The organism is Photorhabdus aballayi (assembly GCF_026153155.1).
In the GTDB taxonomy this organism is placed as follows: domain Bacteria; phylum Pseudomonadota; class Gammaproteobacteria; order Enterobacterales; family Enterobacteriaceae; genus Photorhabdus; species Photorhabdus luminescens.
Genome location: NZ_JAPFCD010000024.1, coordinates 58,894 through 74,820, shown reverse-complemented (window position 1 = coordinate 74,820; position 15,927 = coordinate 58,894). Strand labels below are relative to the sequence as shown.

The 15,927-nt window shown below is 40.3% G+C and carries 11 protein-coding genes and 1 pseudogene; 4 read left to right on the top strand and 8 right to left on the bottom strand.

Annotated elements, in window-relative coordinates:
• The 5 genes from OO184_RS13410 to OO184_RS13390 all read right to left on the bottom strand — a co-directional run.
• On the bottom strand, positions 1-308 hold a 308-nt coding region (locus tag OO184_RS13410), incomplete at its 3' end, for a contact-dependent growth inhibition system immunity protein (RefSeq protein ID WP_265379613.1).
• A 285-nt stretch (positions 309-593) separates the two neighbouring features.
• On the bottom strand, positions 594-1,100 hold the full coding sequence (locus tag OO184_RS13405; RefSeq protein WP_265379612.1) for a contact-dependent growth inhibition system immunity protein: 507 nt from the start codon (positions 1,098-1,100) through the stop codon (positions 594-596).
• Between the two features lie 162 nt (positions 1,101-1,262).
• Positions 1,263-1,769 carry a contact-dependent growth inhibition system immunity protein gene (locus tag OO184_RS13400; protein ID WP_265379611.1) on the bottom strand — a complete coding sequence of 169 codons (507 nt, stop codon included), beginning with the start codon at positions 1,767-1,769 and terminating at the stop codon, positions 1,263-1,265.
• Entirely contained in the window at positions 1,769-7,093 is a 5,325-nt protein-coding gene (locus OO184_RS13395; RefSeq protein ID WP_376712562.1) for a DUF637 domain-containing protein, read from the bottom strand. The genes OO184_RS13400 and OO184_RS13395 overlap by 1 nt, the downstream gene beginning before the upstream one ends.
• Before the next feature lie 63 nt (positions 7,094-7,156).
• Positions 7,157-8,851 (bottom strand): ShlB/FhaC/HecB family hemolysin secretion/activation protein, encoded by a 1,695-nt coding sequence (locus OO184_RS13390; protein WP_265379609.1) that lies wholly within the window; start codon positions 8,849-8,851, stop codon positions 7,157-7,159.
• A gap of 303 nt (positions 8,852-9,154) precedes the next feature.
• Between OO184_RS13390 and tyrP the strand changes: the two genes are divergently transcribed.
• Positions 9,155-10,360: a tyrosine transporter TyrP gene (gene tyrP, locus OO184_RS13385; protein WP_376712561.1), complete on the top strand. Its 1,206-nt coding sequence runs from the start codon at positions 9,155-9,157 to the stop codon at positions 10,358-10,360.
• Between the two features lie 55 nt (positions 10,361-10,415).
• On the opposite strand, the gene OO184_RS13380 is transcribed toward tyrP, so the two are convergent.
• Positions 10,416-10,958 carry a YfaZ family outer membrane protein gene (locus tag OO184_RS13380; RefSeq protein WP_265379608.1) on the bottom strand — a complete coding sequence of 181 codons (543 nt, stop codon included), beginning with the start codon at positions 10,956-10,958 and terminating at the stop codon, positions 10,416-10,418.
• Positions 10,959-11,242: 284 nt separating this feature from the next.
• Here OO184_RS13380 and OO184_RS13375 point away from each other — a divergent pair, with 284 nt between their 5' ends.
• Positions 11,243-12,685, top strand: coding sequence for a catalase (locus OO184_RS13375; protein WP_265379607.1), 1,443 nt, complete (start codon positions 11,243-11,245; stop codon positions 12,683-12,685).
• A gap of 88 nt (positions 12,686-12,773) precedes the next feature.
• On the opposite strand, the gene OO184_RS13370 is transcribed toward OO184_RS13375, so the two are convergent.
• Positions 12,774-13,214, bottom strand: coding sequence for a helix-turn-helix domain-containing protein (locus tag OO184_RS13370; protein ID WP_265379606.1), 441 nt, complete (start codon positions 13,212-13,214; stop codon positions 12,774-12,776).
• Positions 13,215-13,328: 114 nt separating this feature from the next.
• A pseudogene (locus OO184_RS13365) lies at positions 13,329-14,048 on the bottom strand (IS30 family transposase); the annotation flags it as partial.
• Positions 14,049-14,273: 225 nt separating this feature from the next.
• On the opposite strand from OO184_RS13365, the gene OO184_RS13360 reads away from it, so the two are divergent.
• Positions 14,274-15,470 (top strand): DegT/DnrJ/EryC1/StrS family aminotransferase, encoded by a 1,197-nt coding sequence (locus tag OO184_RS13360; protein ID WP_265379605.1) that lies wholly within the window; start codon positions 14,274-14,276, stop codon positions 15,468-15,470.
• Positions 15,467-15,886: an NUDIX domain-containing protein gene (locus OO184_RS13355; RefSeq protein ID WP_265379604.1), complete on the top strand. Its 420-nt coding sequence runs from the start codon at positions 15,467-15,469 to the stop codon at positions 15,884-15,886. The genes OO184_RS13360 and OO184_RS13355 overlap by 4 nt, the downstream gene beginning before the upstream one ends.
• Positions 15,887-15,927: the final 41 nt, after the last annotated feature.

Here is a 15,927-nt window from a genome sequence, read left to right as displayed (position 1 = left end):
ATGACATAATCTGACTCAACAATACCTTGCCCAGTCCAAAGCTCAAGTTTTTTGTGACCGTAGGGTATAATAGTTATCACACCATCTAACAAGCGAATATTGCAACTGTTCATCTTCTTGAATAACTGACGTTTTGAACGATAACGATGAAATTCCATCATCTCTGTAATCCACTGATCATATCGTTCTTTTCTTTTTTCATTATCTAAAAAATCACCAAGACTCTCATAGGGAATAAATCGACTACTAGAAAGAACATTAATAACCACGGCACCTAATTCTGCATCAGAAGTATCGGGAGATAACATATGGTTACCTCCTAAAGGGGCTAAATACAAAGCACGATAACCGGAATAAGGAATAAGTTGTTACTGAGTAAAAATCACCATTAAATACGCATCTAGCATTTTTCCATCGTTTAAAAATCTCACTCATTATTTCACCACCGTGATTTTAGCGGTAAAGCTCATTAAATAATGCTTTAAACCTTTTGAGATAATTAGCAGACACATAATAGCTATTACGTGTCCACTTTAATTAATTCTATAAATCAAAACTCATGACTAATCAGTACAAAAGTCGTTGTTTTATTGTCAAACATAACTTCTGCAACGTGAAAAAGCCAGCCGTAATGCCGCACCAGCTTCCTCAGGGGAACTGTCTGCCGGAATAATGACATAATCAGATTCAACAATACCTTGCCCTGTCCAAAGCTCAAGTTTTTCATGACCATAAGGTTTAATAGTTATGACACCATCTAATAAACAAATATTGCAACTGTTCATTCTCTTAAATAACTGACGTCTTGAGCGATAGCGATGAAATCCCATCATCTCTGTAACCCACTGCTCGTATCGTTCTTTTCTTTTTTCATTATCTAAAAAATCTCCAAGACTCTCATAGGGAATAAATCGACTTTTAGAAAGAGCACTAAAAACCACAGCACCTAATTTTTCATCAGATGTATCAGGAAATAACATATGGTTACCTCCTAAAGGGTCTAAATGCAAAGCACGATAACCGGAATAAGTTGTTACTGAATAAAAATCTCTATTAAATACGCATCCGGCATTTTTCCATCGTTTAAAAATCTCACTCATTATTTCACCACTGTGATTTTAGGGGTAAGGTTCATTTAATAATTATTTAGATTCTTTTGAGATAATTAGCGGACACATAATAACTATTATGCGTCCACCTTAATTAACTCTATGAATCAAAGATCATGATCAATTTAGTACAAAAACAACTGTTTTTTATCGTCAAACATAACTCCTACAACGAGAAAAAGCCAATCGTAATGCCGCACCAACTTCCTCAGAGGAACTGTCTGCCGGAATAATGACATAATCTGACTCGACAATACCCTGCCCAGTCCAAAGCTCAAGTTTTTCATGACCAGAAGGTTTAATAGTTATCACACCATCTAATAAACAAATATTACAACTGTTCATTCTCTTAAATAACTGACGTTTTGAGCGATAGCGATGAAATCCCATCATCTCTGTAACCCACTGATCATACCGTTCTTTTCTTTTTTCATTGTCTAAAAAATCACCAAGACTCTCATAGGGAATAAATCGACTTTTAGAAAGAGCATTAAAAACTGCAACTCCTAATTTTTCATCAGAAGTATCGGGAGATAACATATGGTTACCCCCTAAAAGGTCTAAATTCAGTGAACGATAACCTGAATAACTTGTTATTGAATAAAAATCACCATTAAATACACATCTGGCATTTAATCCTTGTTTAAAATCTGCACTCATTATTTCACCACCGTAATTTTGACGTTTACATTTTTCTCTGCACCATAAGTAATGGCTCGGTTGATTTGCTCCCACTGGTCAGGAGTAGTAGTTTTAGGTATTGCAATTCTTACTTCACGCTTAGATATCTTTTCAGCAGTGACATTTACACCAGCTTTTGTTTCATCAATGAAACGAATGGTATCATCAATATTTCCTTTCATGGAAATATACAGTTGTTTTGGATTTTTAATTTTTGAAGCAGTACGTGTATCCAATGTTTTTACACTGGTAGCCAAACCTGTTTTTTCATCATAAAAATCAAAAGTCTTAAACCCTTCGGGTAACCGAGTACCCTTTGGCATCTTCGTAGCAACAAAATCCTCAAAAGGATACCCTTGCTTATAGATATCTCCTCCCCACTCCATTGGGGTTTTACTACCATCTTTTTCTATCCGATATACATGCCGTATGTCTACTGTTGGATGCGGATCTTTTGAAATGACTTTCGACAATTTAGAAGTGGCAGATGTAGACCCTTTGACCGCACCAAAGCCACCGCCGACCATACTGGCTATTCCAGTAACCAGTTTTCCTATCTCTAGACCCGCATTATAGGCCCCTTCTGAACCCGCTTTTTCATATTCAGCTTTGACAATATCAAGCTGTTTGAGATAACCGTCCTTTGTCGCCTGCCAAATAAAGCCGGGCATATCCTCCTGAATCAATAGTGTTCTAAGCGATTCAATGACTTCCGAAGGATTAGAGACCGCTCCAACAATTGCCATCACACTATCATAGAGTTCTGATGGAATACCGGATACAAAACCCGCAGCCAAATAGCCATCTTGTGTGTTACTAATTAAGCCCCATTTAGCAAAAATCTGCACTTTTTTAAGGTAACTGGATTCGGCGGCAAGCTCCTTTTCCATTAATTCCCGCTGATGATGGGCCAGATAGTTATAACGGAAAGTGTTTTCTGCACTGCTCGCTCCACTGTAAGCGCCATCTGCTTTACCGGTAAATACTGCTCCGGCAAAGCCGCCAAAAACACGGGCAATTTGCGCCTGCCGCTCAGATGTTCTCTGCCATTCTTCGGCTTTGATGAGATTATCTCCCATCATGACGCCAGCCAGTTCCGCAGCCAAAGCTCCCGCCATTGCGCCTTTAACATTTCCTCTGCCAATTTCAGCGCTTATCCCTGCCACAACTGCGTGGCTCAACGTTTTGCCCGGCACGCCAAGCACTTCGCCATTATCACCAATCAATCTGGCGCCTTCTGCATTAATCTGGCTGCCAATATTAGCCAACAGAGCAGTAGTCAAATTATCTTTAAAACTGCCGCCGTTAATGGCGGTATTCAAGCTGGAACTAATAATAGATTGACCCGCTACCCGTTGAACGACTTTGTTCCAATCACCATTGCTGATTTGGGGTAATTTCGCTTTTGTGGGATCTAATTTAGTGCCATCAGCCGCTTTATCCCATCCCATGTAGGAATCAAATCCAGCCAATGCGCCACCAATCGCCATTGAGGTAATGGTTGATTTAACGGCATCACTGCTACCTAATACTTTTAGCGCTTTGGATATGTCCCCCTGATTATCCACAATAGCAACCGCCGCCTGTGCCGCCAGTGATGACATACCCGCAGTTAACGCCCCACCCGCAACGCTATTACCTGCATAAGATGCAACAGATGCCGCCAAAGAGCTGCCTGCGGTTGCTGCCGCTGCCGCAATCGCAATTACCGCAGAAACCACTGGGTTTAAATGCTGGCTCTTGTGATCCCAACTGTCATAAGCGTCTTTGACCACATTCCACTGGATATCTTTATTTTCACGAAGCCCTTTCAACCAAGCTGTTTCTGGCGTATTTCCCAATACGGCCAATACATTTTGCAATGACTGACCATTTTTAGCTTTAATATCAGCACTAACACCGTTGGCTGCTTCCACTGTCAGCTTTCCACCAGTGAAAATCTGCGGTAATACCCATTGGGTTTCGGTATAACCTTTATCCCTTTGCTTAATATAAAAGCCTTTGGAATACGTAATGGTCTGTTCAAAAGAGGTATTTTTGACCGCCTTAAAATTGACTTTACCGTGAGTGCTGGTCAGTTTGGCGTTTTTATTAGTCGCAATTTTACTGGCTTCGTAAGTGCTGTCATCCCGGCTTAGCAGGTTAATATCACCACCAGCAGTAAATTCAGTGACTTTATTAGTAACATCATGACGGGTACGTTTAATGGTTTTCTTTTTGCCATACCACTTACGTTTGGTTTCTGTTTTCTCATAATGGCTAGATTCTTCCATCGCCTGAGCGTACAGATAGCCACCTTTCGCCGCGACGTCCATTGCACCTTTGGCCGTCAGTTTAGTGGCTTGGAAAAGAATACTGCCGTTTGAAATAACAGTTAGTATACCGCCACTAGTCAATGCAGTACCTTGCTGTGTGACTGATTCAGTGAATTCCCTGCCTTTTTCCCGGTAAGAGTGATTCTGCACTGATTCAAAACGCATATTGCCGCCGGAAGAAATCGTTGTATTTCCGCCTGAGCTTAATGTGGAGCCCTGAGTAATCAACGTTCCATTAGCAGCTAAGGTAAGCTGTTTTCCACCATTAACTACAGCAACGATATAGCGATCATCTTTATTGTTATCGTTCTTATTATCAATAGCAGAATAGCCCAGAGCTAACAAGTTAATATTCCGACCTGCTGATAATAATGTGTTACCTTTGGCGTTAATTTGAGCCGCTTTGCCATTGATATCTGCACCACTGATAATATTGATATTATTTCCTGCGGTTAACCGGCTACTTAACTCACCAGAACGGGACGAGGGAAATAATCTACTCAACGAAGGTGATAACTCACGAGGATTAAGGTCAATACTTTTTGCAGAAGTTAAGTTGATATCTTTTACTGCTGAAATATTAACTCCCTTAACAGATAGATTGCCTCCAGCATTAATCACAACCGAGCTTTTAGCATCAAGCTTACCTAGCTTAGATAACATTTGATTAAAGAGCGTTTGTTCTTTACTCTCAGCGGTCACGTCTCCCATTCGTTTATGTGTCAATAAATCACTGTTATTATCAATGGTAATATCATTATTTGCAGCTAAAGAAATATTATGACTTTTCGTTAAGAATATATTGCGAAGAAGAATATTTTTACCTGCGTGTAAGAGTAAATCACCCGTAGCTTCCAGACTACTTATTTTACGCGTACTATCAGGATTAAAATATTCTGGCTTACTACTGCTCTGAAATTGAATATCCCCATTGCGACTGATAATAGTTACATCTTTGCCCTTTAGCTCACCCTGCAAAGCATTAATGTTATTAGCCGCTGTCATAGATAAACTATTTGATGAAATCAATGATGCATTGTTAAGATTAATATCATTCTCAGAAATAATATTTAATCCATCAATAGCCTTTAGTTTATCGGTGATGTTAATCTTTCCCGCGTGAAGTAAAATATTTTTTGCTGATAATGTGTCAGGTCTGGTATTTACAGTTATTTCTGACAAATTTTTCACATCATGCGGCAATAACGTATTAATATTAACGTTACTTTTAAAATCTGCTACCAAATTTTTTTCCGATCTAATTGAAGATGATATATAGCTTTCTTCTCCCCAGGTATATAACTCTCCTTGCTTGGTATACTCTGCGTCTTCATAAACATAAAATAAATCCCAATCACCAGGTGGTGCATCATCATCTTTGAATTCACTGCCAACCAGAGGGTTTGATGTAGTATAATGCCAAAATGTATTTTTCTTACCTAATTGACGGCTGATAACATCAATATTTTCTCCTGTGAGAATAAGGTCCTGCTTTGCATATATAGATGAAACATCATTTCGCAAATTAGTTGCATTAATATAAGCATTACCGCCAGAAACAATACTCCCTGCTGGGCTTATCGTCTTTATTGAAAATCTATCCTGTTTAATGTTGATAAAGTTATTTTTTAATAAATCAATAATGCCAAACCATTTATCACGATTAAAATCTTTCAGTTTTACAGCCAATGTAATGACGGAACCAACACCTTGTCTAATACCATAAAAACTGCCGACCCATTTATTAATTTCTACTGAATCAGCCGGGATAGTTTTCCATTCCGTTATGGTTTGATCTCTGATATTATCCAGTTTATCAGTGCGAACAACCAAATCCCCTTTCACAGTCTTTATAGTCGCAGATTTATTTTCAATCAGAGTACTCTTATTTCCCTGAGCATCTTTCTGTAACCACATATTATTATTAGCTTGCAGAAGTGCTTTGTCACCGATATTACGCAAAGTATCACCAAATATCCGTGCATCCCGGCCCGCAGTTACACTCCCTTTATTATCCAATTTAGTACTTGCCAAGGTAATATCCCGTTCTGCCTGTATCTTGATATTAGGGGCAATATGAGTTCCTCTGGCACTAAGGTTAAAATCCGTTTTAGCTGTGATATTTCCCAGTTCAATTTTGCCATTAACATTTAAGGTAATATCACGCTGGTCACTGATTAAATCTTTCAGATTAACGCCGACACCATCTTCTGTGGCAACTAAGCGAATTTTATTAGCATACATACCACCTAATGCTTTAGTATCAACCGCTAGTTGAGGCTTAGCGCCTTCTCCGGTGATTTTTTTCACTGTGCCATCGTTAAAATCAATCCGATTAGCCCCCTGCGTCAGGGATAAATTTTGCGCTTGAATTTTGCCATTAAGCTCAGTCGCCCGGCTGATAATATCGATATAATCTGTCGATTTGCCATCCAGCCCTTTGCCACCAATGGTAATCTGGCCTTTTTTAACCTCCAGTGCTTCCAACGCACCCTGTTTATCAAATTGAGGCTTACCGGTAGTCAATGTTGCACTGCCCGTATTAATAAAACCACAGCCATCGCAGGTAATACCATTGGGGTTAGCAATCATCACATTGGCTTTATGACCAACTATCTCTAGTTTTCCCTGAAGATTAGATCGTCCATTGCCAGTAACTTCATTAATAATCAGCTCAGCCGATTTTCCATTCAAGTTAGGGTTAGCATTAAGTTGCCCGGCTAATTGTGATTTAACTGCCTGAGTGGCGTTATTTAATACAGCGCCCTGAGTGGCAACATCGAATTCTTTATAGGTGTTGTGGGATATTCCTGCGCCATTAGGCGTAGCAATATTTACGATCGGCACATTACCCTGGTTTTGTACCTGTGTGCGGTTATTATCTGGCGTGATCCCGGCCGCAATAGCAGGGTGAAGGGGATATACGGCAGTAAGATAAATTAAAAGATAACAAGCGCCCCTTGCCATAGGGCTGTTACGTCTTTCCATCATTCTGTCCTTTTTTCTTAATTTAAATATAAGGTTATTGGTATAACTCCCTGTATTACATCGCTAAAAAATCAGTGATGCAGACCAGTAAACCACCCAGTTATCTGGTTTCAGATGATCAGGATGAGTCAATGGTGTTCCTAAAGTCATAGTCTGATTAAACCTGCGATTGGTCAGTGAGACGCCAAGCGCAGTGCCAGTAACATTACCGCCATAGATTTTATCGCCATCGATTTGCCCAGTTTTTCCCTGTAACCAACCAGTATCCAGTGCCCCCGTTAAAGCCAGTTCACCCAGCACAGGCAACTCTGAAATTCGCCAATTCAGTTCATTACGCCAATACCCACCGCGATTGCCAGTCAGGTATTGCTCTTTAAATCCCCGAACAGAATATTGCCCGCCTAATGAGAGACGTTCACTGGCATAAAGGTTGTATGGTGTGGTTTGACCGTAAACAGATGAGAGGTAATAAACGGAGTCCGTGACCGGGACAAAATAGCTAGCACTCAGATTGAATTTGCGGAATTGGCTACGTGGAGCATCCGGGAAATGCGGGTCATCTTTTGTTGCACTTAACACAGGTAGGCCATAACTCAATGCAGGATTGAAAGTGATATAGCCACCCGCCAGTACCGAACTGTAATTAAGACCAAGATTGGCAACACTTAATATCGGGCTGCTGATGGATAATTTCTTTCCTGCGAACAAATTAGTCGTCTGACGATGTGTTATTCCTGCATTCAGAGTCAGCTTCTGCTCACCGTCACGATATAACGTCCGGTTTATTGCTAGCCGGTGAGTCTGGTTGTCACCTTCATAGCGGTAGGTTTGTGAGCCAATCGGAACCTTCTGAAAAGAATCGTTCCACGCATATTGATAGCTGAACAACCAGTCACCATAAGGAATTGTCACATTGGAAGAGAAGCTTCGACTATGATGGTTATTACGGAAATCGCTGTTGCGGCTGGCAGACAATGACCATTGGTCAGCAAGATGTAATAGGTTATCTACATTCACACTGGCGTTGATTTGCCCGGTACCAGTACTTTTTTGACCACTATTATCTATCCCTAAACTGGCGCCAACCGGCAAACGAGTCGATATTCGTTTTAAGATAACCGCAGAATAACCGGGTTGTTTTCCCGGCTGAATATCGATGGTTATCTGTTGGGAAGGAAGCCGGTTCAGTTGTTCCATCCCCTGTTCAATATCCCGCAGATTCAGTATGTTACCAACCATTCCCGGAAAAACCATTTTCAATGAAAGTGATTTCTCACCATCAAGTGTGATTGATTCAACTTTTCCTTCACTCACGGTAATAATGAGCATGCCAGTGGATAAATCCTGTGCTCTTAGTCCAGCACGAGAAGTAACATAACCTCGCTCGATATAGGCATTCGATACTTTACGCACCAGTTCATTAATATCTGGCAAAGTTAAGCAACGGGATAAATAAGGCTGTATTAGCTTTTCCCGAGCTGACAGGGAAAGACTCTCAGCCCCTTCAAATTGAATATGGTGAACGGTATGACAAACAGACTTAGCGCCATCAATTTCGGGCACTAAATCTGGAGATAAAGTGATGTTGTTACGTAACGCCTCCCGTTGCTGCTGAGCCTGCTGCAATAACGATTTTTGTTGTTGAGTGATAACCTCTTGATCCGCCGGGCTAACAAACTCTGAAGCATAAGCTTGCCCTGATATAGCGAATAGAGCAGATACAATTAATTTCCTAAGACAAACAGATATGCTTTCCATTGGTAATTTTTATTTCACCATACGTTAATTATTAAGATAATGAATAACGTCTTATTTTAATTGGTAATCTAGATGAAAATAAAAATCAATCTTATTTAAGTGTGAGTAAAGTCTGTTTTTTTAAATACTTAATAGGATAAGTAACTTTTTATATTTAATGAAATACATAACTTAGGATCATGCAAAAACACAATTGTAATTATTTATTTACACTAAATGTAACCTTAATTTGACACAAATAAATTAATCCTTTAGCCTGCCTTTCTATAATGATTTCAATCAGTTCAGAAACTAGGGGAAAGCGTGAAGAATCGTACTCTTGGCAGTATTTTTATCGTAGCGGGCACGACAATTGGCGCAGGAATGCTAGCGATGCCGCTGGCAGCGGCCGGTGTCGGTTTTGGAACAACCTTTGTGATGTTAGTCGCTCTTTGGGTTTTGATGAGCTATACCGCTTTATTGCTGGTGGAAGTTTATCAATACAGCCCAGCCGATACGGGTCTGGGAACCGTGGCAAAACGTTATCTGGGACGAGGAGGTCAATGGCTCACCGGTTTTAGTATGCTCTTCCTGATGTATGCCCTGACCACCGCTTATATTAGTGGCGCCGGTGAGTTGCTCTCGGGCAGCCTCTCTTCATGGCTGGATAAACCTATTTCTGTCTCATTTGGCGTGCTGATTTTTACCCTTGTCGCGGGTTGTGTTGTCACTATCGGTACTCAATCTGTCGATATGATTAACCGTCTGCTATTTACGGCAAAAATCATCTTTCTGGTTATTATGCTGACCGTCATGATGCCCCACATCAAAAGTACTAACCTGATGTCAATGCCTTTAGAACAAGGTTTGGTATTATCAGCGATTCCCGTGGTATTCACCTCTTTCGGTTTTCACGGCAGTGTGCCAAGTATCGTCAATTATATGGGAGGCGATACCCGCAAGTTACGCAAAATATTTGTTATCGGTAGTGCAATCCCATTAACTGCCTATATCCTATGGCAATTGGCAACATTAGGCGCCATCTCTTCTCATACTTTTGTCGGGATCTTAGCGGAACAATCAGGGCTGAATGGGCTGTTGAAAGCCGTGAGAGAGGTTGTCGCAACCCCTCGTGTAGAACTTGCTGTTCGTCTGTTTGCTGATTTGGCATTGGCAACCTCATTTCTTGGGGTCTCCTTAGGTTTGTTTGATTACATGGCAGATCTGTTCAAACGCCGTAACAACGCAACAGGCCGCCTGCAAACCGGCATCATTACTTTTGTTCCACCACTACTTTGTGCTTTGTATTATCCAAACTTTGTGATGGCGTTAACTTTCGCCGCAGTAGCGCTGTCCATTCTCGCACTGTTACTGCCTTCCATGCTGGCATGGCGCAGCCGTCAAATTGAGCAAAGAGCCTATCGGGTAAAAGGCGGAAAACCCGCTTTGATTCTGATATTTCTTTGCGGAATTACGGTAATTACCATCCAGATTGGTATTGTCACTGGTTTACTGCCAAAAGTGGGCTAATTAGCAGTCGAAACTGTCCGCATCAGAAATGGTGCGGACAAAATACAAAAGTAAATTAGAAGTTCAAACCGGCACCGATATAAAATCCATCAGCCAATTTGTTATCCCTGTGTCCGTCTTTCCCTCTCATATTCATAACCCGATAACCAGCATCCACTGTCAACGGTTTAAGTACAGTAAAACGTAAGCCACCAGCAGCCTCAGCATAAGAATCAATACCCGAAGTTAATCTGGATGGCGCACCGTAAGCTTCACCGTATAGAGCTAAAGAAGGCATAACAGCCCAACTCAAACCCACGCCTGCCGCTAATGCCTCACCATTTTTCCCATCTTTAGGGGATAAATAGAGAGCTTTACCGCCAATGCTGGCAGTCAATGGACCGACCGGCAGGCTAAATGCTGTTCCCACACTTCCCAACTGCCCGTTATGATCACTGCGTGCCCAGTTGCCGTTAAAAGATAAACCGGCGCTGTTATCGCCAATTGCCGCAGAAGTATTGGTGAAATGGCGACCAACCTGAACATTCACGGAAATTGCATTCGCAGACTCAGCAATGAACAACAAACTGGTTGCTACCGCAGCAAGATAAATCTTCATTACATTTCCTCTTTATTTACTTAATGTTACACATCTTACGTAAATACAGCTAAACCGATAGACAACAAAAAGAAATGAATCATCTATACTTACTAAATATGTGTGAATTCTTCATTCCATGTACTTAATAATTAACTATATGAATAATTTTATATTAAATAGTAAACAAGAAAATAATAAATAAATTATAAAAAAACACAATATTTGCATTTCGCCATTGACCAGAACATTTTTCTTAATCAGCGATTCCGCTGTTTTTTTTCATGTAAAACAGGAGAAGTGTGATGAAAAAGAGAGGACTGACAACGAATGCTGGCGCCCCTGTCGTTGACAACAATAATGTCATGACCGCGGGCCAACGTGGTCCTATGTTGTTACAAGATGTTTGGTTCTTAGAAAAGCTTGCCCATTTTGATCGTGAAGTGATCCCAGAACGTCGTATGCATGCCAAAGGTTCTGGCGCTCATGGAATCTTTGTGGTTACTCACGATATTACTAAGTACACCCGCGCTAAGATTTTTTCTGAAATAGGCAAAAAAACCGAGATGTTCGCCCGTTTCTCAACCGTCGCCGGTGAGCGCGGCGCAGCAGATGCTGAACGTGACATTCGTGGTTTTGCCCTTAAGTTCTATACCGAAGAAGGCAACTGGGATTTAGTCGGCAACAACACCCCAATATTCTATCTTCGTGATCCACTGAAGTTCCCAGATCTTAACCATGTTGTTAAACGCGATCCCCACACTAATTTACGTAATCCTGCCTATAAATGGGATTTTTTCTCTCACCAACCTGAATCACTGCACCAATTAACGATTGATTTCAGTGACCGTGGGGTACCTAAATCTTTCCGCCATATGCACGGTTTTGGTAGCCATGCTTTCAGCTTTATCAACGCAGATAATGAACGTTTCTGGGTGAAATTCCATTTCCGTTGTCAGCAAGGCATTAAAAACCTGATGGATGAAGAGGCAGAAGCGCTGGTGGGTAAAGATCGTGAAAGTTCTCAGCGTGATTTGTTTAACGCAATTGAACAAGGAGATTATCCACGCTGGAAATTAAAAGTTCAAATCATGCCAGAGAAAGAAGCTAATCTGTTGCCGTACAACCCATTTGATTTGACCAAAGTATGGCCTCACTGCGACTACCCGATGATTGATGTCGGTTATTTCGAGCTAAACCGTAACCCTGATAACTATTTCTCAGACGTTGAACAGGCTGCTTTCAACCCCGCTAATGTCGTGCCGGGTATCAGTTTCTCCCCTGATAAGATGTTACAAGGCCGTCTGTTCTCTTATGGTGATGCTCAACGTTATCGTCTTGGCGTTAACCACCATCAAATTCCGGTCAATACACCTCGCTGTCCGTTCCATAATTACCATCGCGATGGGGCAATGCGTGTTGACGGTAACAGCGGAAATACCGTGACTTATGAACCAAACAATGCAGGATTGTTCCAGGAACAACCTGAATTCAAACAGTCATCATTGTCTTTAGAAGGAGATGCCGATCACTGGAACCATCGTCAAGATGAAGATTATTTCAGTCAGCCTCGCGGGCTATATAACTTAATCAGCAGTAAAGAGCATCAGCGTATGTTTGACCGTATTGCCAGTGAACTGTCACAAGCACATGAAGATACTCAACGCCGTCAGGTGGAGCTATTTAGAAAAGTTCATCCAGAATATGGCGCTGGTGTTGAAAATGCGCTGAAAAAAATCAAAGGATAATGTCTAACAATACGTTTTTTTAACCGTCTCTGCCCGTTATTACACGATAAATAATGGGCAGTACGAAGTGTTTAATTGAATATTTTCATCATGCCAACTTTTGCCACATATTATCTTTTTCAGCAAAAACCAATTTTTCTGCTTGCTGCTGGATACTAGTTTCTGACAACTTCCTCAGCATTTCACCAATATAACTTTGCTCATCAATTGATTCTGTGTAAAGAGAACGCAAAGCAACATCAGCAACCCTTGGAATACCAGACTGCCCCTTTTCCCAACGGGCAATTGTCTGAATATCGACGCCCAACAAGTTAGATAGGAGCTTTTGAGACATATTCATTTCAATGCGTAAAAAACGAACTTCTTCTGCTGACAGTAGGCGTTTCAAGGAAACTAATACCTTAGCAATTAAACGATGCAATTCATCAAGATTGTCGATACTGATATAAACTTCACCATCAATTATTTCCTGTTGAAATCCATTCGCTAACCAAATATTTGATAATCCACTTTCAACATAATGATACATAATATTATCCTTAACTTAATTATCACCGTAATCATCACAAGTCAGGTCATATTCACATCTGCCTCTTTTTAAAATAATAACGACTGGTAGATTCACATAATAAGTGCAACATCGTTAATCTGGAAGTAAACATGTTCGTATACCCTTAAATAATTCATTCGGTGTCTTCCCACCCCGTGTTTTTCGGGGGCGATGATTTAATCTGTTTACCACAAAATTTATTTCCTGATCAGAGACTTCATTAAAATCAGTTCCCTTTGGAAAGTATTGTCTAATTAACCCGTTGATATTCTCATTGATCCCTCTTTCCCAAGGCAAGTAAGGGTGGGCAAAGTAAATTTCGGTTTCTAATTTTTTACTCATGGTTTCATGATCTGCGAACTCCAAACCGTTATCGAAGGTGATGGTCTTAACCCTTTGTTTTAACGGATATAATACTTTCACCACCGCTTTCGTGACTTCTGATGCTCGCTTGCCATCCAGTTTAACAATAATTGTATACAGCGTTTTACGATCAACCAGGGTTAATAAGGCACTTTTTTTATCTTTCCCTATTATCGTATCACCTTCCCAGTCGCCGATACGCTCTTTTTTATCAACGATTTCCGGGCGCTTATCAATACTGACCCGATTTTTAATTTTGCCTCTTTTTTCATAGCAACCATAGCGTTTACGATAGGGTTTTCTGGCAATTCGTAGATGTTGCCATAAATCACCCCCCTCTCTTTTATCTTGATAAATCAGCCTATAAATCGTCTCATGATGCAAAAATATCCCTTTATGTTGCTTCAAATAATCAGCCACCTGCTCAGGACTTATTAGTCGAATCCGCCAAAATCAATTAAAAATTAAAAATAAAAAGCAAGAAGTTATTTCCGAGCAACATTTTCATCCTGATGACGAATCCCCCTTCGTTGATATGTACCAAGATTTTCTTTTTTCAAATGGGAAAGATTCATTCTCAAATAATTTAAAAAATTCAATCGTAATTACAAGCCTTCTAGAACATGCTTTCATTGAAAGTGGGTATAAGATCATATAAATAAGGAACAAACAGAAATGAATAAATACTCTAAATTTACACATCCAATCATTGATGAAAATATCAAAGCTAGCGTAGCTCATCAGTTGCATGAAGATATTTCAATTTATGATAATGGTGGTATTTACCAAAAATTGGAAGATAAGTTTAAATCCCTTTTCGGTGTTGAAAATGCTCTTGCTGTTAACTCAGGTACGACCGCATTATTTTCAATGTATTATGGCGCGGGTATCGGAATGGGTGATGAAGTTATTGTTCCAAGTTATACATTTTTTGCAACCTGTAGCCCACTCCACCAATTAGGAGCAGAGTTGAAATTTGCAGACTGCACTGACAACGGAAACATTTGCCCTAAAGCTGTAGAATCTCTAATCACCCCGAAAACTAAAGCTGTAGTCGCCACGCATATGTGGGGTATACCTTGTGATATGGATGAACTTATGGCGGTTTGTGAGAAGTACAACATTCTTCTTTTAGAAGATAGCTCTCATGCGCACGGTGCTACTTGGAACAACAAAATGATTGGTAGTTTCACTGACGGTTCTGCATGGAGTTTCCAAGGTAAGAAAATTCTAACTTCTGGGGAAGGTGGTTTCTTTGCAACTAAACACCGCGAGTTTTACGAACGTGCAGTACTTGTTGGTCACTTTAATAAACGTGCAAAGAAAGAAGTTCATACAGATAATTTGAAAGAATTTGCTATTACCGGAACAGGTCTCAACCTACGTATGCATCCATTAGGTGCCGCTGTTGTATTGCCACAAATGGATAAATTCCATCAAATGATGGAAGAAAAACGCGAAACCGCAAGTATCCTGAAATATGAAATCGAAAAAATTAATGGCTTAAAGATAGCCCGAATTCCAGAAAAAGCAAACCCCGCCTGGTATGCGATGCCTATTATATTTGATAAGAGTAAGTTTACAGTTGACTCGCATGAATTTGTCGATGCATTGATTAAAGCTGGTGCTGTCGAAGCAGATATTCCGGGTTCCACTTGCCCCATCCACAACTACAGTTTATTCCATTCTCCAGAGCGTATTTCTAAGAACTACGAAAAGAAAGACCGTGTATTACCTGAAAACTTTAAAAATGCAATTAAGTTTCATAATAGCATGTTTAAACTAGATATTTGGTATGGCCCTGAGCGTCAATATTTTATTGATAATTATCTAACAATTATTACTTCTACAGTTGAAAGGTTCCGAAAGTGAATAATTTAATTCCAAAGGAAGTTGCTAAGTTATTTTCTGCTTACGATCGTATCGTTGTCGGTGGAATCATCCGAGACACAGAAGGGCGTGTGCTATTTCTTAAACGATCAGAACATGAATTTCTCCCCAATGTATGGGAGATCCCCTCAGGGGGCATTAAAAATGCTGAGTCAATAGTCCAAGGACTTGCACGTGAAATCAAGGAAGAAACCAACTTAAATTTATTGGAATTAGTTAATTTCGTGAGTTCTGCTGAGTACAAAGCAGGTGAAAATAAATGTATCCAAGTCAATTTTGACGTGAAGTGCGAAGGTACCGTAAAACTCTCCGATGAACACTCCGAGTATCTATGGGCTTATATCAGTGAATTTAAAGACAATCTTGACGACTTCATGATGAAGACACTTCAAATGTAAGTAATGAAAATGGGTCACAACATGTGACCCATTATTAGGAG

What these genes read in the sequence shown, in the direction of transcription:
- OO184_RS13405 (WP_265379612.1), bottom strand. Translation starts at nt 1,100, where the DNA reads ATGAGTGAGATTTTTAAACGATGGAAAAATGCCGGATGCGTATTTAAT.
- OO184_RS13375 (WP_265379607.1), top strand. Translation starts at nt 11,243, where the DNA reads ATGAAAAAGAGAGGACTGACAACGAATGCTGGCGCCCCTGTCGTTGAC.
- OO184_RS13400 (WP_265379611.1), bottom strand. Translation starts at nt 1,769, where the DNA reads ATGAGTGCAGATTTTAAACAAGGATTAAATGCCAGATGTGTATTTAAT.
- OO184_RS13395 (WP_376712562.1), bottom strand. Translation starts at nt 7,093, where the DNA reads ATGGAAAGACGTAACAGCCCTATGGCAAGGGGCGCTTGTTATCTTTTA.
- OO184_RS13360 (WP_265379605.1), top strand. Translation starts at nt 14,274, where the DNA reads ATGAATAAATACTCTAAATTTACACATCCAATCATTGATGAAAATATC.
- OO184_RS13390 (WP_265379609.1), bottom strand. Translation starts at nt 8,851, where the DNA reads ATGGAAAGCATATCTGTTTGTCTTAGGAAATTAATTGTATCTGCTCTA.
- OO184_RS13380 (WP_265379608.1), bottom strand. Translation starts at nt 10,958, where the DNA reads ATGAAGATTTATCTTGCTGCGGTAGCAACCAGTTTGTTGTTCATTGCT.
- OO184_RS13370 (WP_265379606.1), bottom strand. Translation starts at nt 13,214, where the DNA reads ATGTATCATTATGTTGAAAGTGGATTATCAAATATTTGGTTAGCGAAT.